The 23,317-nt window shown below is 52.9% G+C and carries 24 protein-coding genes; 14 read left to right on the forward strand and 10 right to left on the reverse strand.

Annotated elements, in window-relative coordinates:
- Positions 1-306: 306 nt before the first annotated feature.
- From FHW17_RS14495 to FHW17_RS14540, 10 genes are all read left to right on the forward strand, one after another.
- Positions 307-1,077, forward strand: a complete 771-nt coding sequence (locus FHW17_RS14495; protein ID WP_112527938.1) for an AraC family transcriptional regulator — start codon at positions 307-309, stop codon at positions 1,075-1,077.
- 79 nt (positions 1,078-1,156) lie between these two features.
- The gene (locus tag FHW17_RS14500) at positions 1,157-1,786 is read left to right on the forward strand and encodes a hypothetical protein (protein WP_182510175.1); all 630 of its coding nucleotides are present in this window, start codon (positions 1,157-1,159) and stop codon (positions 1,784-1,786) included.
- A gap of 196 nt (positions 1,787-1,982) precedes the next feature.
- The gene (locus tag FHW17_RS14505) at positions 1,983-2,618 is read left to right on the forward strand and encodes a LysE family translocator (RefSeq protein ID WP_112527942.1); all 636 of its coding nucleotides are present in this window, start codon (positions 1,983-1,985) and stop codon (positions 2,616-2,618) included.
- Between the two features lie 408 nt (positions 2,619-3,026).
- Complete coding sequence (locus tag FHW17_RS14510; protein WP_112527944.1) at positions 3,027-3,791, forward strand: GntR family transcriptional regulator; 765 nt, start codon at positions 3,027-3,029, stop codon at positions 3,789-3,791.
- 43 nt (positions 3,792-3,834) lie between these two features.
- Positions 3,835-4,671, forward strand: coding sequence for a 5-dehydro-4-deoxy-D-glucuronate isomerase (gene kduI, locus FHW17_RS14515; protein ID WP_182510176.1), 837 nt, complete (start codon positions 3,835-3,837; stop codon positions 4,669-4,671).
- Positions 4,668-5,432, forward strand: coding sequence for a 2-dehydro-3-deoxy-D-gluconate 5-dehydrogenase KduD (gene kduD / locus FHW17_RS14520; protein ID WP_182510177.1), 765 nt, complete (start codon positions 4,668-4,670; stop codon positions 5,430-5,432). Before kduI ends, kduD begins: the two co-directional genes overlap by 4 nt.
- 14 nt (positions 5,433-5,446) lie before the next feature.
- Positions 5,447-6,130: an amino acid ABC transporter permease gene (locus tag FHW17_RS14525; RefSeq protein ID WP_091886614.1), complete on the forward strand. Its 684-nt coding sequence runs from the start codon at positions 5,447-5,449 to the stop codon at positions 6,128-6,130.
- A 10-nt stretch (positions 6,131-6,140) separates the two neighbouring features.
- Complete coding sequence (locus FHW17_RS14530) at positions 6,141-6,794, forward strand: amino acid ABC transporter permease (protein WP_182510178.1); 654 nt, start codon at positions 6,141-6,143, stop codon at positions 6,792-6,794.
- The gene (locus FHW17_RS14535) at positions 6,778-7,506 is read left to right on the forward strand and encodes an amino acid ABC transporter ATP-binding protein (protein WP_112527948.1); all 729 of its coding nucleotides are present in this window, start codon (positions 6,778-6,780) and stop codon (positions 7,504-7,506) included. The genes FHW17_RS14530 and FHW17_RS14535 overlap by 17 nt, the downstream gene beginning before the upstream one ends.
- 49 nt (positions 7,507-7,555) lie before the next feature.
- Entirely contained in the window at positions 7,556-8,344 is a 789-nt protein-coding gene (locus tag FHW17_RS14540; protein ID WP_112527950.1) for a transporter substrate-binding domain-containing protein, read from the forward strand.
- 85 nt (positions 8,345-8,429) lie between these two features.
- On the opposite strand, the gene FHW17_RS14545 is transcribed toward FHW17_RS14540, so the two are convergent.
- The 5 genes from FHW17_RS14545 to FHW17_RS14565 all read right to left on the reverse strand — a co-directional run bounded on the left by FHW17_RS14545 (position 8,430) and on the right by FHW17_RS14565 (position 14,724).
- The gene (locus FHW17_RS14545) at positions 8,430-9,503 is read right to left on the reverse strand and encodes a dienelactone hydrolase family protein (RefSeq protein ID WP_112527952.1); all 1,074 of its coding nucleotides are present in this window, start codon (positions 9,501-9,503) and stop codon (positions 8,430-8,432) included.
- Between the two features lie 145 nt (positions 9,504-9,648).
- Positions 9,649-10,992 carry a plasmid replication protein RepC gene (gene repC, locus FHW17_RS14550; RefSeq protein WP_112527954.1) on the reverse strand — a complete coding sequence of 448 codons (1,344 nt, stop codon included), beginning with the start codon at positions 10,990-10,992 and terminating at the stop codon, positions 9,649-9,651.
- Between the two features lie 206 nt (positions 10,993-11,198).
- Entirely contained in the window at positions 11,199-12,269 is a 1,071-nt protein-coding gene (gene repB, locus FHW17_RS14555; protein ID WP_112527956.1) for a plasmid partitioning protein RepB, read from the reverse strand.
- Between the two features lie 8 nt (positions 12,270-12,277).
- The gene (gene repA / locus FHW17_RS14560; protein WP_227989262.1) at positions 12,278-13,552 is read right to left on the reverse strand and encodes a plasmid partitioning protein RepA; all 1,275 of its coding nucleotides are present in this window, start codon (positions 13,550-13,552) and stop codon (positions 12,278-12,280) included.
- A 302-nt stretch (positions 13,553-13,854) separates the two neighbouring features.
- The gene (locus FHW17_RS14565; protein WP_112527959.1) at positions 13,855-14,724 is read right to left on the reverse strand and encodes an AraC family transcriptional regulator; all 870 of its coding nucleotides are present in this window, start codon (positions 14,722-14,724) and stop codon (positions 13,855-13,857) included.
- A 154-nt stretch (positions 14,725-14,878) separates the two neighbouring features.
- On the opposite strand from FHW17_RS14565, the gene FHW17_RS14570 reads away from it, so the two are divergent.
- Positions 14,879-15,721, forward strand: a complete 843-nt coding sequence (locus tag FHW17_RS14570; RefSeq protein WP_182510179.1) for an oxidoreductase — start codon at positions 14,879-14,881, stop codon at positions 15,719-15,721.
- A 107-nt stretch (positions 15,722-15,828) separates the two neighbouring features.
- Here the strand turns inward: FHW17_RS14570 and FHW17_RS14575 are convergent, their stop codons facing one another.
- Entirely contained in the window at positions 15,829-16,437 is a 609-nt protein-coding gene (locus FHW17_RS14575) for a TetR/AcrR family transcriptional regulator (RefSeq protein WP_112528003.1), read from the reverse strand.
- A gap of 78 nt (positions 16,438-16,515) precedes the next feature.
- Here FHW17_RS14575 and FHW17_RS14580 point away from each other — a divergent pair, with 78 nt between their 5' ends.
- A complete protein-coding gene (locus FHW17_RS14580; protein WP_182510180.1) occupies positions 16,516-17,466 on the forward strand; it encodes an alpha/beta hydrolase in 951 nt (316 codons plus the stop codon).
- A 160-nt stretch (positions 17,467-17,626) separates the two neighbouring features.
- Here the strand turns inward: FHW17_RS14580 and FHW17_RS14585 are convergent, their stop codons facing one another.
- The gene (locus FHW17_RS14585; protein ID WP_182510181.1) at positions 17,627-17,929 is read right to left on the reverse strand and encodes a DUF2809 domain-containing protein; all 303 of its coding nucleotides are present in this window, start codon (positions 17,927-17,929) and stop codon (positions 17,627-17,629) included.
- 261 nt (positions 17,930-18,190) lie between these two features.
- Here FHW17_RS14585 and FHW17_RS14590 point away from each other — a divergent pair, with 261 nt between their 5' ends.
- Positions 18,191-19,219 carry a GH25 family lysozyme gene (locus FHW17_RS14590; protein ID WP_112527965.1) on the forward strand — a complete coding sequence of 343 codons (1,029 nt, stop codon included), beginning with the start codon at positions 18,191-18,193 and terminating at the stop codon, positions 19,217-19,219.
- Between the two features lie 16 nt (positions 19,220-19,235).
- Here the strand turns inward: FHW17_RS14590 and FHW17_RS14595 are convergent, their stop codons facing one another.
- On the reverse strand, positions 19,236-20,381 hold the full coding sequence (locus FHW17_RS14595) for an alpha-hydroxy acid oxidase (protein WP_182510182.1): 1,146 nt from the start codon (positions 20,379-20,381) through the stop codon (positions 19,236-19,238).
- Positions 20,382-20,477: 96 nt separating this feature from the next.
- The gene (locus FHW17_RS14600; RefSeq protein WP_112527969.1) at positions 20,478-21,152 is read right to left on the reverse strand and encodes a GntR family transcriptional regulator; all 675 of its coding nucleotides are present in this window, start codon (positions 21,150-21,152) and stop codon (positions 20,478-20,480) included.
- Between the two features lie 278 nt (positions 21,153-21,430).
- Here FHW17_RS14600 and FHW17_RS14605 point away from each other — a divergent pair, with 278 nt between their 5' ends.
- On the forward strand, positions 21,431-22,519 hold the full coding sequence (locus tag FHW17_RS14605) for a histidine kinase (RefSeq protein WP_210275892.1): 1,089 nt from the start codon (positions 21,431-21,433) through the stop codon (positions 22,517-22,519).
- A 17-nt stretch (positions 22,520-22,536) separates the two neighbouring features.
- On the opposite strand, the gene FHW17_RS14610 is transcribed toward FHW17_RS14605, so the two are convergent.
- Positions 22,537-23,277 carry a GntR family transcriptional regulator gene (locus FHW17_RS14610; RefSeq protein WP_112527971.1) on the reverse strand — a complete coding sequence of 247 codons (741 nt, stop codon included), beginning with the start codon at positions 23,275-23,277 and terminating at the stop codon, positions 22,537-22,539.
- Between the last annotated feature and the right edge of the window lie 40 nt (positions 23,278-23,317).

The raw sequence follows: 23,317 nt of genomic DNA on the forward strand, positions 1-23,317 counted from the left end.
TGTGCCAATTCAGCATGGAAGTAGAGCCGTGTCAAATGCCGGGTCACAATTTTTGCACGGGAATGGTTGAGACAGCGCGGCGGAAGATGATAATCGCAATTCCAGGGTTGCGGTCACCCCTCTTGCGAATACAATACGCCTTATTGTTCGGCACCCTCGGAAACATGTCTACTATTTCCCAAGCGGGTGTATCTCATTGTGCCCCGACTGGGCCGATACCAATGTATTTTTGAACGACGTTGCACAGAACTACAAATATTGCGTTTGGCATTGATCAATGCCCTCCCCGGAGCGGAGTTCTTGTAAATGAAGCAGAAGCGATTTGTCGGTAATGACTATGAGGTAGCCGTGATCTGGTCCGACCGCATTTCGTTTTCACCGCACAGTCACGATGAATATGTTCTAAGCCATAATATTTCCGGTCACGAGCGGCTCAAGTTGGATCGCGTTAAGATCGATGCGCCACAAGGAAGCACTACTTTCTACAATCCGGGCCAGATACAATCGGGCGATGGGGCCGATTTTATTGTGAGCATCTATCTCAGCACGACATTTTTTCAGAGCGCACAGATATTCAACGGCACGTTTGAGTTCCAAAAGCCCCTAATCTGTGACCGGAAGATAGGACGATTGTTTCGAAATTTGATCTCTCTTGGGTTTGATCAGGACGCTTCTCCAGTGATCGACGAGACGATTCTCACCATAATAGATCACACCTCCTGTCGCGGTATTGCCTCTCATACGGTCGATAAATCCATTGCACTCACCAGTGTTGCGATGAAAGCCCAGAAAATACTGCTGTCGAATATAGATACCGAATTGAGTTTAACTGAGTTATCCGCGCAAATGGCTATCGATAAGGTATCGCTTGTACGCGCCTTCACAAAGGAAACTGGCGTACCGCCAATGACTTGGCAACGAGCGAAACGGATCGAACTCGCACGCGATCTCCTCAGAAAAGGCTTTTCACCAAGTGATGTTGCCTATCGAGCAGGTTTTGCCGATCAAGCACATCTAACGCGATGGTTTGCACGATCGTATGGTATCACACCTGCTCGTTTCGCCAAAAAGCAATAGCGTTCAAGATTCTGATCACCGCATCCCCTACAGCTGAGCCATTGGAAAACATACAGTGTCTTAGCTTCAAAGGTGTAGTATGAATTTTGACAAAAGATTGAAAGATCATATTTCCTCATTATCGCCGCAACTGCAAAAAGCGCTGAAAGAGCGGTTTAAACGAGAAGGGACTGTTCAGATTGAACAATTGGTTCCTTCCGATATTGCTGCTGAAATGCATGCACAAGCAAAACGCCTCTTGAATGAAAACGCAAAAAGGCGCGATCTCAATCTGGCATCAACTGGCAATACTCCGCGTCACTACCGCAGCGTTGGGCGGGATGTGGTCTACGCCGATAACGGCATAATTACAACCTTCTTTGAATCCGAAGAAATTCGCCGTTATCTTTCGAATATTGCTGACGAAAATCTGAATAAGGTTCCCTACGAACCCGAGGAGTACATAATCAACTCGCAGGAGAAATCTGGTGATACCCATGGTTGGCACTGGGATGACTACGCATTCGCCCTGATCTGGGTCGTTGACGCTCCTCATCCACTCCGTGGTGGACGTATCGAATATGTTAACGACACCGTTTGGGACAAAGAAAATCCCGAGAAGAATCTTGCCGACATATTATCTTCTCGCGAAGTCAAAAGATATATGTCAATTCGGGAACCTGCTACCTCATGCGTGCAAATACGACATTGCATCGGGTCGCGCCATTGACTGGACAAACACAGCGGACGGTTATCGTTTTCACCTATGCCTCGTTGTCGGACATGACGGATACTAGTATCTCGCATGAGACGATGGAGGCGATTTATTCTCCTGAGATTAGCGCCGCCTGAAAGAGCAGACATAGGCTCAAACACTGACCTTGAACTGTACTCCGGGGCCAGATACCCTCGAAAGTTTACCATTCATGTATGAGAAATTATTTGCTTTTGCGCTGGTCGAATTGGTCTTCAGCCTGGCACCAGGACCGGCGGTTTTCCTTGTCATCTCCAAATCGATGAGAAAAGGATTTTGGGTAGGAGCGGTTGCAGCCATCGGAGTTATTGCTGTCAATATACTCTATTTTTTGTTGTCAGCTTTTGGTGTTGGCGCGGCCCTTGCGGCTGCGCCAGTTGCATTTGCAACCCTCAAATATGGTGGGGCAGCCTATTTAACGTGGAGCGCTATTGGTATTGCACGAGAGATGCACTCGGCGGGCTACAAAGATCAGATAATTGTGCCTGAAAATAAGGACATTCGGGGCTTAGGACTAACCGACGCGCTTTTCTCGGCCATAGCTGTACAAGCTTCCAGCATAAAGACAATCATCATTTTCCTTTCGATCATTCCCCAATTCATAGATCCTTCGCAAAGTGCAACACCACAGTTTGTCGTACTTTGCATAATCTCAATCATCGTAGAATTACCCGTTCTCCTTGCATATGCGTTTGCGGCTTCCAGTGCAGCAAAGCGCTTTCAGAGCATAAGGCTCCGAATGGCCCTAGACGGTATTTCGGCACTTGTTCTGCTCGGTATTGCCGGTGCTATCGTCCTAAGAGGGTGACAGCAACATCGGTGATAGCCGCGCAGCTGTCTTTATTCAGGCCACTAGAGCAAAACATTGGTTGCCGATATCAACAGCTTCCCGAAAGGGCTATCCGTGATTTCGTCAAGCGGGAACCTGTCATTATGTGCCCGGTGGGTCGAATACTTCCTTGTCGAACCCGGCTAAACGCAGGCTTCGGCGCGCGCATTTGCTGAATATCCCTTCTCTCTCGCCACCTTTTTCCGGGTGTCGCGCTCTCCTGTGCAAAACCAAATCGAAGCCGCTTGTCAAAACTGAAATATTAGAATATTTATATTTCACTCGCGATCGTGACTTGCGAAAAGCTGTGAGAAACCGCTCAATACGAGTGGAACAGAATTGCCAGAAGGCGGTGCTCAACCACTGCAGAACCAAAGGACAACCGGCATGCTCACAGATGACGAAAAAACCAATGATACCGACAGGAAGCGTGACCGGACGCATCCCCTTTCCTCATCTCAAACAGCCTATGTGCAGCAACGCGCCGCGACACCGCGCGCAGCGACACACATTTATAAAGAACTGCTGGAAGAGATTATTTCCCTGCGGCGCAAGCCGATGGAGCCTATTTCCGAGAAGGAGATTGCGGCACATTTCGGTGTCAGCCGCACGCCCGTTCATCAGGCGGTGCTGCGTCTGGCCGATGATGGGCTGATCGACATTTTTCCGCAGTCAGGAACCTTTGTCTCCCGCATCCCGCGGCGCGCGCTTTACGAAGCCATCCTCATCCGCAAATCGCTTGAGGAGACAACTGTGAAGCTGGCGGCTGAACAGGCAAATGCCGCTGATATCAAGCGCCTTGAAGCCAGCATTACTGATCTCGCTCTGGCCGAGGCTGTAAGTGACAATGAACTGTTTCACCAAGCCGATACAAGTTTTCATCTTCAAATCAATGCGATAGCGGGGTTTCCTGGCATCTGGAATGTCATCCAGCAGGTAAAGATGCAGATCGATCGCTATCGGCGACTGACTCTGCCGCAGCGCGGACGCTTGACCCGTGTGATTGACGAACATGAAGCCATTCTCGACGGCATCCGCCGACACGACACCGCCCACGCTATCGAGGCGATGGGCTTCCATCTCGGCCAAATGCTCAACGAAGTGAAAGAAATGCGCAACGTCAATCCGAGTTACTTCATCGACGATGTATAGCCCGTTCACGGGCACAATTTACAGAACAGAATAAAGGTAAGACATGAAAATCGAAGTCAGACAGGTTTCCCACCCCGACGCGGTCCGCGCCTATGGCACAGATGATTTGCGCCGTCACTTTCTGATTGAAAGCATTTTCGAAACGGATGAAATCGTCCTTACCTATAGCCATATCGACCGCCTTGTCATTGGCGGCGCCCTGCCCGCAACCAAGCCTTTGACTTTGAGCGCGCCAACGGCAATCGGACAGGAGTTCTTTCTTGCGCAGCGCGAACTGGGCGTTATCAACATTGGGGGTGCGGGTCGCATTTCCTTGGACGGCGCTGTGCATGAACTCGCATCCAGAGATTGTCTCTATATCGGCAAAGGTGTGGTCAACGTCATATTCGAGAGCACCGATACAGCAAACCCGGCAAAATTCTATCTTCTGTCGACACCTGCCCACGCTGCCCATCCAAGCACGCTCATCAAGCCTGATCGGGCCAAACAGGTGAAGCTGGGCGATCAGCTGACATCGAACAAGCGCACCATATTCCAGTATATTCACCCTGACGTATGCGACAGCTGCCAGCTTGTCATGGGCCTGACCCAGCTGGAACCCGGCAATATGTGGAACACCATGCCTTCCCACACCCATGACCGGCGTTCCGAAGCCTATCTTTATTTCGACGTGCCAAGCGATCAGCGAATTTTCCACATGATGGGTGATCCTTCCGAGACGCGCCATCTGGTCGTTGCCAATGAACAGGCGATCATTTCCCCCGGCTGGTCCATTCATTCGGGCGTTGGCACCGCGAACTATGCCTTCATCTGGGCGATGGGCGGTGACAATAAGAGCTTTACGGATATGGATCATATCCCGATCAGTTCCCTACGGTGAATAAATTGGCACAACTCTTTGATCTGACAGATAAAATTGCCATTGTTACCGGCGCCAATACGGGCATCGGACAGGGCATTGCACTGGCGCTTGCACAAGCCGGGGCATCCATTGCCGCCGTTGGTCGGTCATCAATGGATGAAACGCGCGCTCTGGTTGAAGCAACCGGGGCTCAATTCCACGCAATAAGAGCTGATCTTGCGACCATTGCCCCCATGGCATCCATCGTTGAGGAAACGCTGAAAACCTTTGGCGGCCTCGACATCCTTGTCAATAATGCCGGTATTATCAGGCGCAATGATGCGGTTGATTTCACCGAGGAAGATTGGGACGCGGTTATCGACACCAATCTCAAATCGGCGTTCTTTCTGTCTCAGGCAGCCGGAAAACATATGATTGCATCGGGACAGGGCAAGATCATCAACATTGCCTCGCTGCTGTCATTTCAAGGCGGCATCCGTATCCCTTCCTATACGGCTTCGAAGAGCGGGCTTGCCGGAATTACCAGACTTTTGGCATGCGAATGGGCTGCAAAAGGCGTCAACGTCAATGCTATCGCCCCCGGCTATTTCGTCACCAACAACACAACAGCCTTGAGGGAAGATCAAGACCGAAGCTCCCAGATTCTGGCTCGCATTCCAGCTGGTCGCTGGGGTGATCCCTCGGATATTGGTGGCGCCGCGGTTTTTCTGGCGTCCCGAGCCTCCGACTATGTGCATGGAACAGTTCTGCCCGTCGATGGCGGCTGGCTGGCACGATAAGTGGGAAAAGCGCCATGAATTACCAGTTTGATTTTGAGGCGCTCCTGCCCTACTGGCAAAGCTTTCTTCAGGGCGCGATCACAACAATCCAGATGACCATCGTCGCGGTGGCCATCGGGCTCGTCATCGGCGTTCTTTGTGCAATTGCCCGGCGCAGCGCCTATCCATGGCTGCGTTTCCTCGTCGGCATTTACATCGAAACCGTGCGTAATACGCCGTTTATCGTGCAGATATTCTTCATATTCTTCGGATTGTCCTCCATGGGCCTGACCATGCCGGTGTTTTTCGCCTCGGTCTTCGCCATGGTCATCAATGTCGGGGCCTATACCGCCGAAATCGTCCGCGCGGGCATGGAAGCCGTGCATCCCAGCCAGATTGAAGCGGCGGAAGCACTTGGCCTCTCCCGTTTCCAGATCTATCGCGACATCATCCTGATGCCGTCGATCGAGCGGGTTTATCCCGCCCTGACCAGCCAATTCATCCTGATGATGCTATCGACATCGATCACCTCGCAGATTTCTGCGGAGGAGCTGACCGGCGTTGCCAACAATATCCAGTCCTACACCTTCCGCTCGTTCGAAACCTATATCGTCATCGCCGTGATCTATCTGATGATCACCTATCTGCTCCGCTTCGGGTTTTATGCGATTGCGCTCGCCATTTTCCCACGCCGCCGCAAGCTCGGCACACCATTGTGAGGAACCAGCCATGACCGACGGTTTCACCACAAATCATCTCTTTTATTTGCTGAACGGGCTCGTCTGGACAGTCGTCCTTTCCGCCCTCGCCTTCGCATTGGGTGGCATTGCGGGATTCTTTGTCATGCTCGCCCGCACCTCAACCATGCGATGGCTGCGGCGCCTATCCCTTGTTTATGTTCAGATTATTCAGGGAACACCCCTCTTAATCCTGATGTTTGTCATTTATTTCGGCCTCGGCGTCATCGGCATCGAACTGCCGCCCCTCATGGCTGCTGGTGTTGGCATGATGATCTATTCCAGCGCTTATCTTGGTGAAATTTGGCATGGTTGCGTTGAATCCGTGCCGCGAACCCAGTTTGAAGCTGCCGAATGCCTCGCCCTGACGCGCTGGCAGGTGCTGACAGACGTAATTTTGCCGCAAGCCCTGCGCATCGCCACCCCGCCAACGGTCGGTTTCATGGTGCAGCTCGTCAAAAACACCTCACTTGCGTCGGTTGTCGGCTTTGTTGAGCTTACCCGTGCGGCGCAGGTCATCAATAATTCGCTGTTCCAGCCATTTCTCATCTTTGGCATCGCTGCCGCCTTCTATTTTTGCGTCTGCTATCCGCTTTCGGTCTGGAGCCGTTCTCTCGAGAGGAAACTGAATGTCGGCCGCCGTTAAACTCCACGAAGTCATCAAGCGTTTCGGTACCGTCGAGGTTCTCAAGGGGGTCTCTTTCGATGTCGCACCGGGGGAAGTGGTGGCACTCATCGGCCAGTCGGGTTCGGGGAAAAGCACTGCCCTGCGCTGCATCAACCGGCTTGAGACAATTCAGGGCGGGTCGATTGAAGTGTGTGGTCATCGCGTAGAGTCACCCGATCTGAGCATTCGTGCCCTGCGTCAAGATGTTGGGATGGTATTTCAGAGCTACAATCTGTTTCCGCATATGAATGTGGCTGAAAACATCATGCTGGCGTTGCGCCGCGTCAAGAATGTCGGCCGCGCCGAGGCCATGGAGACAGCAAAATCAGTCTTGGCAAAGGTCGGATTACTTCAGAAAATCGACGCCTACCCCGAACAACTATCCGGCGGGCAGCAGCAACGTGTAGCCATTGCCCGCTCACTCGCCATGCAACCCAAAGTAATGTTGTTTGACGAGGTCACATCCGCACTCGATCCACAGCTGACCGGCGAAGTTCTGCGCGTGATGGAGGATCTCGCCAAGGGCGGAATGACCATGATCGTTGTTACCCACGAAATGGCTTTCGCGCGCAAGGTCGCAAACCGCGTCATCTACATGAACACCGGCCGGGTCTGGGAGACCGGTACTGGTGACATGCTCGTGCGGCCTGAAACCCAGGAACTGAAGGACTTTCTGGCGAACGGCCTCTGACATCAACCCGGCTTGTCCGGCGAGACTGAAATCAACTGGGAGAGAGAACATGAAAACCATAATGAAAGTTGCCGTCGCTGCTACAGCGGCACTCATGATAGTCGCAACCGCGGCGCAGGCGGATATCCTTGAAAACATTAAGAAATCCGGCAAAGTCCGCATTGCTGTCGCCATGGGCAGCCCTGAATATTCCTATGTCGACGGCGATCTGAAGGCGACCGGCTCCGATGTCGAGACCGCGCGCCTCATTGCCAAAGATCTTGGCGTGAAACTGGAACTGATCGAGATCACCAACGCCGCCCGTGTTCCGACCGTTCAGACCGGAAAAGCCGATTTGCTCGTCTCCGCCCTCGGCATTACGGACGAGCGCAAGAAGGCCATCGATTACTCCGTACCCTATGCAACACTCAGCCTCATTGTTGCCGCGCCCAAAACCGTCGAGATCAAAAACTACGCCGATCTTGCCGGTAAGCGCATTGGCGTTACCCGCGCGACCACCAACGACATGGACATCACCCAGAACGCGCCCGGCGCGCAAATCGTGCGCTTCGAAGACGACGCAACACTGATTACCGCCGCCGTATCCGGCCAGGTCGACATTATCTCCAGCCAGTCGGCCGTGCTTGGCGGTCTCAATAAAAAACGCACAGGCAACCCGCTTGAACTGAAGTTTACCCAGAAGGAAACCAATCTCGGCATCGCCCTTCCGAAGGGAGAAAAGCCTTTGCAGGATTGGCTGAACAACTGGGTAAAAACCAACTTTGCCAATGGCACATTGCGGACTGTGTTCAAAGAGTTTCACAACCGTGATCTGCCTGATGATCTGACTTCGCGCTAATTAGAGCTTGGTTTCTATAGAGACCTATAAAGAGTAGAGGCATTTCAACGCCTCTGCTCACTTATATTGAGCTGTTTATGAATCTTTACCGCACGTCCTTTAAGGTTCGAGCGAAAGCCTCAGCTATGATCTCGCCCAACTCGGCATGGATATCAGTTCGAGACCTGCCGCCTCCATCGTCGCAAAGGGCGTCCGTTTCACCGATAGATTTCAGCAGTTGAGGGCCACCGCTCCTGCAATTAGCAAGAAAGCTGAAATGAACAGCATCATCCACGTTGATCAGTTCACTATTGGGCGTTAGTTCGGACAGCTTTTGCGCGGCAACGGCAACTGGAACACCCCCCACCCTGCCCAAATTTATGAAATGCGTCGGTATGCCTATCTTCTTCAAGCTTTCTACATCATAAGCTTGTGCCAACGCAGGATCAATGAGCACCGCTGATTTGATACGCGGGTCAAGGTTGGATTGCTCGAAACGCACTTTGTCAATCTTCCGCAAGTCAACAACTTCCGTAGAAACTGCTTCGCCGTTCACATAACCCTTGCCACCAGCATACCAAGTACAATCCGACATCGTTTTATAAGTGTCGCAGTACCGGGCATAGGCTTCAAGATTAGCTCTGGCGCCTGAAAGTTCCATAGCCGCCGCCCCACCAAGTGAAAAACCAAGCACTCCAACGCGCTCCTTAACTATAGAACCGCTCCATTGCCCTGCGGCGGTTAACGCGCTTACGACCTCTGACAAATCGTTTGTACGTTCCCAAAGTTTAGGTGTATCCGCAGGTGTCGAATCCCGGCTCATAGTGCCCGGATGATTTGGCCCGGCAACGATAAATCCGGCCTCGGCGAGGTGGGAAGCAATCCATCCCAGATCCTCAATACGTCCACCCGATCCATGAGAAACGACGATAAGCGGATATCGACCACCAGCGATCGGCGCGTCACGAAAAGCTCTGGTTCCTTCAAACAACTTGCTTTCCGCCAATAATATTTCTTGGCCACCTTCAGTAGCAGGGTACCAAATCGTGACGGAAAGATTTCTTCCACGCTCCAGCGACGCAATAGTCATCTGTGTCACACCAATATGGCCATCCGCTAAAACCGTAGCGGTAGCGGTTACGCTCCAAAACAGGCCGAGCATAAGAGAAAGAAACTTCATCAATATCTCCAAAGTTGAACATTGTTTAAAACACGCTCACTTTGGCGCCACTTTCTTCTCCCTTGCGTCCTCAATCACGTTCAAGGTCGTAATTAAACGCAGATAGCCACCCTCTCCGAACTATTCGGTACTGATTTTGCAGCCTTCAAACACGCCCCTCGCCATTCAGTGCCTTGATAACGGGAACAACCGAATACTGACCAATCTCGGCCCTGTCGGTGAGTACCCGCAAATACCCGCCCGGCGAGCGAATTTCCCCTGCGCGCTCCAATATCGCGGCAATCGTGATCGAGGCGTTGATGTCGCCCATGGTGTCACGCGCCCTTTCCCATGCATCCGGCGAAATACCGAGCATCGAGCGGACCAAAGCCGCCGTTTGCATCAGATCGCGCCAATCTGCAATGTCATTGCGGGCATAATCGCGAATTTGCGGGCAAGCTTCCAGCACCGCGCCCAAAGGCAATGCGGCCGTCTTCATTTGCCCCGCGGGCAACTCTCCCGGCATTGCATCCCGGTGCTGCCCGCGTTTCAGTTTGGCATCCAGCAACCGCTGGCGCATTTTCAACATTGCCTGGCTGCGTCCGGCTTCCGTCTTGTTCTTTCCGGATTCAGCATTCCGCATATCTTCAGTTTCAGGCGCTGCCGTTTGTTTCTGGCTTTTTTCGGAAGCCCTTTCAAAATGGGATTCTATATTTGAATTCTGAATATGGTGCTCAAAAAAGGAGTCAGTGCCGCTCATTTCTTCGTTTGAAAGTGTATCCAGATAGGCTTTTTCCACCTTGCTGCGGAGGGTGGCAAGTGCATCACGCCTCACCTTCATCGTCTCCAATGGCAGATGCCTGCTCACGCGCCCCGAAAGGGCTGCCAGTTCATCCGCATAGGCTTCCCAATCGCCGGAGCGTTCTTCACTGAGACCCGCATCAATGGTTTTGGAAACGTCACGCAAATGAATGGTGATTTCGCTGCGGACACGATGAATAGCCCGCTCCAAATCCCGTGCAGCTGCCGCATGTTCACTGATTTCATCAACGCGCAGCGCCAATGGTGACAGATCAAAACCGAATGCATGTTCGATTTCTCCACCCTCGCCGCGCCTGGCATAGCGTTTGCCATTTGGACTATCGCGCCGGATGATCAATCCCGCTTCCACCAGCGCCGCGAGATGCCTGCGAATAGTCGCAGAAGACATGCCACGCGTGCGCATCGACAGTTCCGCATTGGATGGGAACACCACCACAGGCGTGCTTCCGTCCAATAGGGTCTCCGGATAGAAGCTTAGAAGGGCTTCCAGCACGGCAATCGTACGATCCGAAAGGAAGAATGCCGCGCGCGCCTGCGTTAATTCACGCAAAAGCGCCCATTTTTCCGGGTGATTGGCGTCTGTACCCGCCAGCTTTTCACGGGCACGGGCTGTCTTTTCCTGCACTGCGAACATGGCATGGGACAGCGATCGCCCGCCAAAAGGCGTCGTTGCAAAACGATCAGTCATTTTCTCTACCTCAAATTGAGGCAAGGGAAAGGTGTTGCCGGAACGCGTCCGACTCTTGACAAGTCAGGTAGGAAGTGATTCTCTAAAATTGCTACATTGAAGAGGGCTTCCGGGGCGGTAACGTTCTGGGGGCCTTTTTTCTTGCCGTTGTTCCTTCTCTCTGTTCTTTCCGTTCAACGCTTACACAAAACCAGATTACGCGTAGTTCAGGCCTTTCGCTCGCTTCTGTAGCGCTGCAAAAGCCCGTTTAACTCGCCAGCCACAAAATCCACGAAGCCTTCGGGAACCGTGTCTGCAAAACCGATAGATCGCTCCTTTTTGTTGTTCAGGAGCTGCGCAATGACATCACCATTGCCGTCGCATATGTCCCTTGCAGCAGCAGGATCAGTCTTTCCCGCCTTTGTGGCAGCCGGTTTGTTGAGATCCAGCAACCGCTCAAACACCGCATCGAAGCGACCGTCACTGCCGTGCAACTTGAAATGATCCTGCTGAACCACTTTTTGAGCGGCATCGCGCCCTTCGGGCTTTCTCAGCATATCAGCCAATTTAACCCAGCGCGGCCGACCCACCTTGGGCGCAGGCCCGATTGCCTGCAGGATCGGCTTCGGAATGGCGTCCACCACCTGCAGATAACGGGTCATCTCTGCCTTATGCAGAGCAAGGGCATCCTGCACGACCGAGCGGCTAAACCCCCGGTCAATCAGATTGCGGGCAAAGAACGCACGCTCGATGAACGAGAGGTCGCGGCGCTCGGCGTTCTCCTTGCCCTGCGCCACCACAAGTTGGGCGTCGCTCAGTTCACGGACAATCGCCTGCACAGGCAGCTTAAGCTCGGCTGCAGCCCGCAAACGGCGATGGCCATAGGCGGTCTGATAGTAGCCGCGCCGCTCCGGATGCGGGCGGACAAGGATCGGCACCTGCTGACCGTTCAGCTTGATGCTCTCGACCAGTTCCCGGAAGGTCTCATCGAGGCCGAAATTGTGGCTCAGCCTATCTTCGACAAAAGAATACTCAATAAGCTGGGGATCAATCTCGATGACCCGTTCCGAACCTTCAAGACTTTCTCTAATCTTGCGGGCATCCTCAAGCTCACGCGAGATACCCCCGAGCGAAAGGCCCATAGCTTTAATAGCACCAGAAGCTGTCCGCTGCTTTGGTTGCTCTGGTAAATTGTCTTCCACTGGAGCCGGATTGACCGGTTTGGGCTCCGGCTGGGGAGCCGTATCCACCGTTCCAAAAAGTGCCTTGAGTTGATCCCTGCGGTTCTTGTCAGTCATCGCTCACCTCACACAGGCCGGTTCCAGGCCTTGAAGATCAGGCTCTGGATTTCAGCGTTGACGGAGGACAGCGATTCAATCGCCCGGTCATAGGTGGCTCGGGTGAAACTGTCGCGCGAGACTTCGTAAAGGGTCTGTTTGGTCAGGCCCGCATCAGAGAAGGCGGTTGATTTGACAACAGCCGATGTGAGGACCCGATCACCGAACAGGGAGCGCAAAAAGCCGGCAATCTGCTGCTGTGGCGCATCATTGGGTTCGAAGCGGGTAATCAGATAGCGCATGAAATCGAAATTAAGTTCACCGCCTGCTTCCCGCACAACGGCCAGAAGATCGGCTGTCATAAACAGGAACTGGCTCATGGACGCCACATCAAGCATCTGGGGATGCACGGTGACGAGAACCGATGTCGCGGCGCAAAGTGCAGAAAGCGTCAAAAAGCCCAGCTGCGGCGGGCAATCAATGACGACCACATCGTAATCATCCGATATTGTATCGAGTGCTGCCTGAACGCGGGCAAAGAAAAGCTGCTGTTCGATGCTCTGCTGCGCGCCATGCTGGCGGTCAGCAAGCATTTGCGGCGTGGTATGCTCGAACTCCTGCAATTCCAGATTGCCCGGAATAAGATCAAGCCCGTCAAAATAGGTCTTGCGGATAATATCGCGCATCAGCCGCCGTTCGCCATCATAGCGAATGGCACCGTAGAGCGTGTCATTACCGGTCAGATCGAGTTCCGGCTGATAGCCAAACAAGGCTGACATGGAAGCCTGCGGATCAAGATCGACCGCAAGCACACGAAAACCTGCCATGGCCAGATGCTGGGCAAGGTGCGCGCTGGTGGTGGTCTTGCCGGAACCGCCTTTGAAGTTGGTGACGGCAATCACCTGCATATGTTCATTGGCAGATGGATCGCGATGCGGCAGATAGGTTTTCGCCTTTGGTCCGCCAGCATCGGCGAGATGATGACGCAGCGCATTGATTTCAGCGAGCGAATAGAGCCGGCGGCCATTTGCCCCGGTTTCAGGCTGCGGGCCCTCTCCTGCGATGGAAAGCTGACGCAAATAACCGTCTGAAACACCAATGAGCTTGGCAGCCTCGCCACTTGTGAACTTGCGCAGTGTCTTTTGCGCCGTCGGTGGAAACAACCGGTTACGCATTGCCTGCAGCTGTGCCGACAGCATTTCGGCGTCAGCAGCAATAGCCCGGTCAGCGGTCAAGGCAGCGGATGGCTGTGGTACAGCCGCTATTTGCGCACCATCCGTTTGTGTTGTCTGTACCGCGTTCATCATAGTCACGTATTGATCCTGTGCGCCTGTTCAAAAGAATCGCATCAGCGCAAGGTAAGATGCGCCGATTCGATAGAAAAACCAAAAGGGTAACGCTGGTTGGTAGTTTAACGCCGTAAAAGGGCACTAACATTCAGATTTACGTGTAACGCTTATATCGCAGGATACCCCTTAAAACCGTAAGTAAACTGCGCAAAGAACCGAGTCGCGTCAAGCACTTTATAGTTAACGCAAATTAACCATTAAGGCAGGTGATAGCTGTTTGCAGCAGGCGACAGCTTAGTTGCATGAGTAGGGTCTGGCTAATGTGGATGCAGGTCATTTTTTGGCGAATTGCCGAACAGCTTGCGATATTCCCGGCTGAATTGGGATTGGTTCTCATATCCCACAGCATATGCGACCGTGCCGATTTTAACGCCACCGAGTTGGAGCTGGCGCCGTGCTTCATGCAGCCTCAGGCGCGTTCGAAATTGCAGTGGGCTCATCGCTGTCGCAGACTTGAAGGCACGATAATATGATGTCTGGCTCATACCCGCCATCTCAGCCAAATTGGCAATAGAGAGCGCCTTGTCAAAATTGGATTTGATCCAGACAGTGGTGCGTGCAATGCGCGCAAGACCAGAGGTGGCAATTGTGCTTTGAACAATCATGTCACCAAGACTCCCCTGAACAAGCCGGTAAATGAGTTCCCGGTAGATGAGAGGTGCCATTGTTTTTATATCCTCGGGCCGATCCAGAAGCCGCGTCAACCGCTCGAGTGGCTCAAGAATATCGCGCGTCACGGCAGAGGTCGCAGCACCTGCCGTTTTCGCGATCGGCGATGATTGATCGCTGTCACCAGCGACAATCTCGGCAATGATTTGCGGATCAAGATCAAGAGTTACCGCATAGTGCCGTGATCCGGGGCTGGCCTGCGAAACCCGGGCGCTCACCGGGAGGTCGAGAACGACCACGAGATATTCCTCCGGACTGATCTCAATAAGGTTTCGGTCAATTATGATTTCTTTTTTGCCCTGCAAGACAACGCAGAGGCGAGGATTGTAAAGGCTGCGGACCGGGGCGGTTGGGCGTTCGCTGCGAAACAGCGTCAGACCGGGGACTACGGTCGTCTGCTTGTCCGATTTACAATGGAAACTCACCAACTCGATCAATTGCCGCCGCACTGCATCCATCTTTTTCGGACCTCTGTTCACGAACAGGCAAAGTAACAAGAATGGTAGGATTGTGCAAAACTCTGGAATGATAGGTCTAAGCGGATCGCTGCTTCTAGCTTATCTCCCTGTCAGCGGGATCGTCGATATCCCGGAAGACGCAAAGGAGAAAACCATGCCAGCAGAAACGTCAGTTTGGCTTATCACGGGAGCATCATCAGGTTTGGGACGCGCTCTTGCCGAGGCAGTCCTTGAAGCGGGAAACACTGCCGTGGTCGCGGCAAGAAATATCACAACACTCGACGATCTTGTTGAGAAATTTCCAAAAAATGCTGTTGCAGCAAGGCTTGATGTGACCGACCCCGAAACGATCAAGCAGGTCGTTGAACAGACCGAAGAGCGCTTTGGTCGAATAAATGTACTGGTGAACGCGGCGGGATATGGCTATCTGGCTGCGATCGAGGAAGGTGAGGACGATGGAGTACGAGCACAGTTCGAGACAAATGTCTTTGGATTGCTCGCTGTTACCAAGTCCGTGCTTCCTGGCATGCGCGCTCGGCGGAGCGGATGTATTGTCAATTTCTCGTCGCTCGGTGGATTGGTCGCATTTCCGGCAACTGGATATTATCACGCCACCAAATTCGCCGTGGAAGCCCTCTCGGAATCATTGTTCAAGGAAGTTTCGCCGCTTGGCATCAAGGTGCTTATCGTAGAGCCGGGTGCTTTCCGGACCGATTGGGCAGGCCGGTCTATGCTTGAATCAACGACCGTCATTGACGACTACGCGGAAACGGCAGGCAAAAGGCGGGCCGCAACGCGTGCCGTCTCCGGTTTGCAGCCGGGAGATCCAAGAAAGGCTGCAGAAGCCATCATCAAAGCGGTCAACGCCGAACAACCGCCGCTTCGGCTGCTCCTTGGAGCCTCTGCTCTCAAAATTGCCATCGAACGGCTGGACGCGCTCAAGGCACAGTTCGAGGCTTGGGCAGATGTGACGACGAGCGTCGACTTTGAAAGCTGAAGGGTTCCATAGGTAGATTTCACCACCGCCATGTGTGTTGGTGCGCGCATTGTGACGCGCGCGCCACTACACCGAACGAATTGACACATGTCCCTTCGCTGATCCAATCAAGCATCGAAACGCTCTTTAAGCCCCCATACAACTTCATCAACAATTTCGTGAAGTTCCTCCACAGTCGCACCATCGCGGGCTTGTATGGAAATCCCCTGCATGACAGACAGGACATGCCGGGCAATGCGCCTCGTCTTCTCGCCGCATGCAAAACGGGCCAGCACATCGGCGAGCTGCTGCAATGATTTTTCACGTCGCATGGCGAGGTCACGCGCCAGTTCGTCATTATCGGGATGACAGGTAATGAGGCCCGTGGAAACCATGCATCCACGTTCATTTTCACGTCTTGTTGCGATCGCTACGGCTGCCTCCAACAGTAGTTTCACCGCGTCAGGCAAGCCGCCTGCCGAATTGGTAATCTCGACATCAAGATAGCCTGCCCCTGCCTCATATCTGTCCAGTACAGACTTGTAGAGACCAGCCTTGCTTCCGAACGCGGCATAAAGGCTTGGCGGCGCAACACCAATCGCCTTTGTCAAATCGGCAAGAGAAACGCCTTCATAGCCATGACGCCAGAAGAGAGTCATCGCCATATGCAGCGCTTTGTCGCGATCAAAACTCCAGGGCCTGCCGCCGCGCGGCTTATCGTCAAGTGTATGTTTCATATCGATCACTAAACAACATATTGACAGCATCGGTCAAGGTATGTTGTTTAGTGATCAATAATCAACATAGGAAGTGCTATGAAAAGTTCTCTCAGATCAGCGCTCGTCGCTGCCGCTATCCTGATCTCACCGATTCTAGCCTCGCCATATGTCGTGGCAGCGGAAGCAGTGACCTCAACCAATGTTTCCGCGGGACAGGTCAGCACTGTGGAAAGATTCTCGGTAAGATCTTCCGATGGCACCATGCTTGCGGTGGAAGCGAAAGGGAATCCAGCCGCGCCGGAAATTCTCTTCATTCATGGCCTGAGACAAAGCGGGCTTAGCTGGGACAAACAATTTGACGATCCGACGTTGTCAGGTTTTCGGCTCGTGCGTTTTGACCTTCGGGGACACGGGGATTCGGGGAAACCGGAAGATCCCGAAAGCTACTCGGACCCCAAGCTTTGGGCCGATGATATCAAGGCTGTGATTGATGGCGCGAAATTACACCGTCCGGTTCTGGTCGGCTGGTCCCTCGGCGGTTACGTCGCCGGCGCATATCTTAATAGATATGGCGGTTCGCATATTGCGGGCATCAACCTTGTCGATGCGGTGGTGAAGCTGTCCCCGGACCTTCTAACACCTCTGGCGGGTCAGTTCTCCGAAACGGCGACGTCGCGTGACCTTGCTGTTCGCAGCAAAGCGACCGCCGAATTTCTGGCAAGCTGCTTTAACATACAGCCTACGCCAGAAGAGTTTGATAAGATGCTTGTCATCAATGGCATGACGGCACGAGCCGTCAATGAAGGTTTTATTCAAACATCACTCACCGATCTTCTGCCGATCTTTCAGACTTATAGCGGTCCCATTCTTCTTACTCACGGCGTGCATGACAGGCTCGTTCGCGTTGCCACCTCGGAACGTGTTCGCGATCTTCACCCTGACAGTAAATTGCAACTCTATGAGAATAGCGGACATAGCCCCTTTTTCGAAGAGCCGGAACGTTACGGACATGATCTTAAAGCGTTCGTTCTAAGTGCGAACAACTAGATATTTGGCGCAAGCCACAAGTCTGGCATCAGTGAGTTGCTTACGATTGGTCCACAGTACCGTGCAGTCTGGAGATGTTTTTGTCAGGATTTTCAGTTCGAAACAAAATCTCAGCAATCCAGGCAATCGACGCTCCGACTGCATAGGCCAGAACATCCCACTAATCGGGGGTGGCTCCGAAAACAATTCTCAATAATCGATTGGAAATAGCGATATTAAAATAAACGGTGAGGTACTGTGCCAGTTCGATGGCCACCCCAAATCCAAACGCCAGAAAAACAAGATAGGCTAGCCGCGCTTCGATCACGGATTTGAAGACAAAATACAGCCAGATGGTCGCCAGAACATCCCCTGCCCAGCTCCTTATCCATCCCAACTGTGCTCCGAATGTTGCCAGAAGCACCAGCACAAAAAGCAGGAAGACGGCCACAGTAAATGACGTGCGATCAAAGCGGAGTATCATGAGAGGTGTCTAACGGGTGATAGTCCCTCTGTCCATCTGTCAGACTGGGTACACCATCTAAATGTTACCAGCTGCGCCAATGACCAACAGTTTCCTTTGCTTATTGGTCATTCTCATCGGTCGCCGTAGCGCATTTTCATCGCGATTTATGGTTAAGATTGGGATTCAGCTTTTCCTAGTAATTTACTGATAGCAATTGAGATTGATGAATCCAGCCGGGTTCTTTTGGGTCATTGATCGCTATTTCGAGTACGGGTGCTTATGCGTGTTCCATGTGTGCTAACAGTCATGCTTACGTGCCTGGTTCTGGCGAGTTGCGGATCAAGCTCCAGCCTTGATGACCTTGCGATACAGCGCCCCTCGCGGGAAACAACCAGTTCGGTTGTCAGGCCACGCGATCCTGTGCCTCAGGTTGATGTGAGAACCGTCACCTCCCCGCCTGTGCATCGGCAGGAGATGCTGGCATGGGCCGGACCTGTACCAGAACCAACGGCATTCATACCGCCCGCCAAGATAATTGCTGTCCCGGCTCCTCCGGAAAAGACAGTCGCACAGCTTATCCCGGCAGACCCCACAATGCGCCCGGCCCGGGAAGGCCGTATGCAGATTTACAGTCGCCGTTTCCGCGACGCAAAACCCATCAATTTCGGCCGGGCATCGCCAAGGAAACTCGCTGTGCATGGCGTCGATGTTTCGCGCTGGCAGGGTGACGTCGACTGGGTAAACCTGCGCTCGCAGGGCGCGAACTTCGCTTACATTAAGGCCACTGATGGTGGGGATCATATGGACCCCATGTTCCGGACGAACTGGCGCAATACCAAAGAGGCTGGCCTGAAACGCGGTGCCTATCACTTCTTCTATTGGTGCCGTACGGCAGGTGAACAGGCCGATTGGTTCATTCGCAATGTACCCCGCGAGGCTGGGGCCCTCCCGCCGGCAATCGATGTCGAATGGAATGGCGAGTCGAGCTGCAAGCGGCGCCCTTCACGCGAAGTTGTGCTGGAAAAAATGCAGGTATTCATGGACAAGCTGGAGAAGCATTACGGCCAGCGCCCAATCATATATACCGCTCCGGATTTCTATCGGGACAATCTGAAGGATGCGTTTCCCAACTATCACTTCTGGCTGCGCGCCGTAGCAGAACATCCGTCCAAAGTTTATCCCGGACGGCGCTGGCTCTTCTGGCAATATTCAGGCTCGGGCCTGTCGCATGGCGTCGATGGCCGGATCGACCTCAATGTATTCCATGGCAGCGAAGACGAATGGCATGATTGGGTGACTGCGCGATAGCTGATAATTCCGGGGCCTATCTTAGCCTCAGGTTCTCGCGGCTAAGCTGATCCACCGAGGTGCAACCCATAAGCTTCATCCCGCGCTCGACCTCCACTTTCAGTTGGCCGAGCGCGCGCTCCACACCGGGCTGACCCGCGGCGGCAAGAGGATAAAGGTAATAGCGCCCTACGCCGACGGCTTTGGCGCCCAGAGAAAGCGCCTTGATCACATGCGTTCCACGCTGGATGCCGCCATCCATGATCACATCGATTTTATCACCAACAGCATCAACAATTTCGGCGAGCTGATCGAAACCTGCACGCGAACCATCCAGCTGCCGCCCGCCATGGTTTGACAGAATGATACCCGTGCATCCAATCTCAACCGCCTTCTTGGCGTCAGCCACCGACATGATACCTTTCAGACAGAACTGTCCTGACCAGTACTGAACCATTTCGGCTACATCATCCCAAGTCATCGATGGGTCGAGCATTTCGGTAAAATACCGGCTGATCGACATGGCGCCCCCGCCCATGTCCACATGCTCGTCAAGCTGAGGCAGACTGAAGCGTTCATGGGTAAGATAATTCAAAGCCCATTGCGGCTTGATTGCGAATTGTAACATGCCCGCCAGATTAAGCTTGAAAGGGATCGAAAATCCGGTGCGCAGATCGCGCTCGCGATTACCCCCGGTGATGCTGTCCACAGTCAGCATCATCACTTCGACACCCGCATCTTTGGCGCGCTGCATCATCGCCCTGTTCAGACCGCGATCCTTGTGGAAATAGAACTGATAAACCTGTGGTCCGGAATGGGACTTACGCAGCTCTTCAAGACTAACCGTGCCAAGCGAGGACACTCCGAACATTGTCCCGTATTTGGCGGCCGCTGCGGCAACCGCACGCTCGCCCTGATAATGAAACAATCTCTGCAGCGCTGTTGGCGAACAGTAGAACGGCACCGCAAGCTTCTGCCCCATCACAGTGACGGATGTATCGATATTTTTGACCCCGCGTAAAACGTTTGGAATCAGATCACAATGTTCAAAACTCTCCGTATTGCGGCGATAGGTGACTTCATCATCGGCTGCGCCGTCAATATAATTGAAGATCGGTCCCGGCAGCCGGCGCCTGGCCAAACGTCTGAAATCATGGAAATTGTGGCAATCGCGCAGACGCATAATTCGCTTCAATCCTTAGTTGATTCAAATCCATAGATATATCTGAATAGTTGCTGACGCATAAATGTACAGAAATGACGAGGCTTGCCCGTAAATTTAAGGTCGGTTCTCGACCGCGTCGGTGAGTGTGAGGCAACCTATCTGCAGATGGCATGTCAGCCGTTCGATCGCCAGTGTCTCATTTCCCTCACGACAGGCAGCAATAATATCACGGTGCTCCGCACCGGAACGGCCGCGAAAATCTCTGATCGTGGAAAGAAACCGGATATAGCGCTCGGCAGCGTTGTTCTGCGCTTCGATCACCCCAAGCAATCGCTTGTTCTTGCATGGCCGGTAAAGGATCATGTGGAACTCGAGGTTGAGCATACCCCATTGGCTGAAATCAGTACTCTCCTCGATAAGATCAAGGATATGGTCCGCATCGTCCAGAACTTTTGCAGTGAGATGCGGGAAAGCATCCCGCAGGGCAGCACATTCCAACAATTGCCGCAGGATGAAAATTTCACGAATCTCACCCGTATCAATCAGCGAGACAAAGGTTCCGCGCGTCGGATGGATCGAAACAAAGCCTTCTGCCTCCAAAAGGCGAAGCGCATCCCGGATAGGCATTCTGCTGATACCAAATTTAGTCGCCAGATCGTCCTGCCGCAAAGCGGTACCGGCTTCGATGAGACCTTTAACGATCGCTTCGCGAAGTCTATCTGCGACATGATCAGCCGCCGTCCGCGGCTTGACCATCCGACGGCCTGCAATTTCATCAAGCGAATTCATTCTCACCTACCCACGTCTTTGGTTTCACATGACAAAACTCGATCTTAAATGTCAACTCGAGAACCGGGCAAGCATTTGGATTTTATCGAATTCAGCAATCAACCGCTGTCCACGCAGCGCCATTCAATTGACGGCAGCCACAGCCATTTAGACGGATGGCGGGTCAGCATTGAGGCGAGAAACCCTAGAGGATGAGTATGGTGTTCTACTGACATCCTGTCGTATCAACTTGGATCTGCACTAGGTTGCATCGGGATTCAGGCAGTACAGGATATCGCATGGGACAGACCGTAACAGTACCCACCAGTGTTTTGGACACCAATCAATTGCGTGGCATTACCTTGCGACTTGCCCTTATATACACGGCTGCGGAGTACCTGATCAGTAGCCCAATCTGGTTTTTCATCGGCGATAATCCAATCAAGCCCGCACTTGGAAAACTTGTTCTCGCCATTGTTTTTGTGCTCGTGGCTATGTTCATCGCCCACCTGCTTATTCGCATGAAAGGTGTAGGCTATGTCGCACAAATCACCGTCTGCTTCCTGCTGTCGCTCGTTGCATCATTGTGTACGTCGATGTTGGACTACTATCTCTATTATCTGATCATGCTACCCGCTGTCGTGCCGTTCAGCCTGGCAGATTATGGCTACGCAGTTTGCTACCGCATGTCGATTTTCTTTGGCTGGTCATTTCTGTTCGTCGCGCTGCTCAACCATCTGGACGTTCGTGATCGTGACCTGAAGTTGATTGCCTCGCGTGAAGAGGCATTATCAGCTCAAATGCGCGCGTTGCAGTATCAGGTAAATCCGCATTTCCTTTTCAATACGCTCAACTCTGTTACTGGCCTGATTGAGGAAGGCGCGTCGGAAAGAGCCGAGCGTATGATCATGTCCCTCTCTTCATTCCTGCGGTCAACCCTAGAACTCGACCCCATGAAGGAGTTGCGGTTAGCCGATGAATTGGCTTTGCAGAATGAGTATCTCAAAATCGAGAAGGAAAGATTTTCAGATCGTATGGTCATACGGTTTGACATTCCGTCTGAACTCGATGGCGCGATGGTCCCTAGCCTGATCTTGCAACCCCTCATCGAAAACGCTGTGAAACACGGCGTGGGGCGCTCACCCGGTAAAGTTGAAATTGTCATCAGTGCAGCGAGAAACGGACGGACGCTGCATCTGTCAGTCGAAAATGACGTTGCTGCCAATATCGTCAATAGGGGCGCTCAAAGTCTTGGCATTGGATTGGCGAACGTTGCTCATCGCGTTAAGGCGCATTTCCCCGGAGAGGCTTCACTGGTAGCAGAACACGTTGCAGCGGGACGGTTTCGAGCGTCATTGCACATGCCGTTGCGGATGGAGGACGGTTAAACAGGATGAGAATTCATCTATTCGTCAAAATAATCGGCGTGTTTTTTGGCAAGGCTGGACAGGGCATTGAGGATTGATCCCAGATGAATGCGGGTGGCCTCTATAGCTTCTGATTTGTCGCGCCTGACAATCGTGTCCAGCATGCGCTTATGCTCTTCGATCAACACAAGCTGGTGGTCGGCATTCCGCAATGAGAGCACGCGCAAGCGATCAAGCGGCATCTTCTCCCGCTCCAAAAGCCCGGCAACCCGCTCAAAACCTGTCGCGCGCGCCAGCGTCAAATGGAACTGATCGTCAAGCGCCTGAAATGCGAGGTCACTGTGCTGATCAACCATCGACTGCTGTTTGACGATGAGTTCGGCAAGCTCCCGCTCAAACTCAGGAGCCAGCCCGACGTCACACAATTTGATGACATTGGCGATTTCGATAGCTTCCCGGATAAAGTGCGCTTCGAGAAATCGTTTGAGATTGAGCTTGGTAACAAACGTACCACGACTTGGCCGTGTCGTTATCAGATCGGCTTCGCGAAGTTGGGCGAATGCCTCGCGCACCGGCGTGCGGCTGGCACCAAACCGCGCACCGACTTCCATCTCGGAAATCAGGCGTCCCGGTTCCAAATCCATTTTGAGAATGGCATTTTTCAGGACAGGATAAATCTGGGATGCTGTCGGCCGGTCATATTCCAGCTGGCCAAAAGATATGTTGGCCAGTCCACCAGCCGGTACGTCACTATCCGAAGATTTGGTGCCATCTGACACGTCTGGTTTACCTTGCGAATGCTGAATATGCTTAGCCAGT

It is taken from the genome of Phyllobacterium sp. P30BS-XVII, assembly GCF_014138335.1.
GTDB lineage: Bacteria > Pseudomonadota > Alphaproteobacteria > Rhizobiales > Rhizobiaceae > Phyllobacterium > Phyllobacterium meliloti.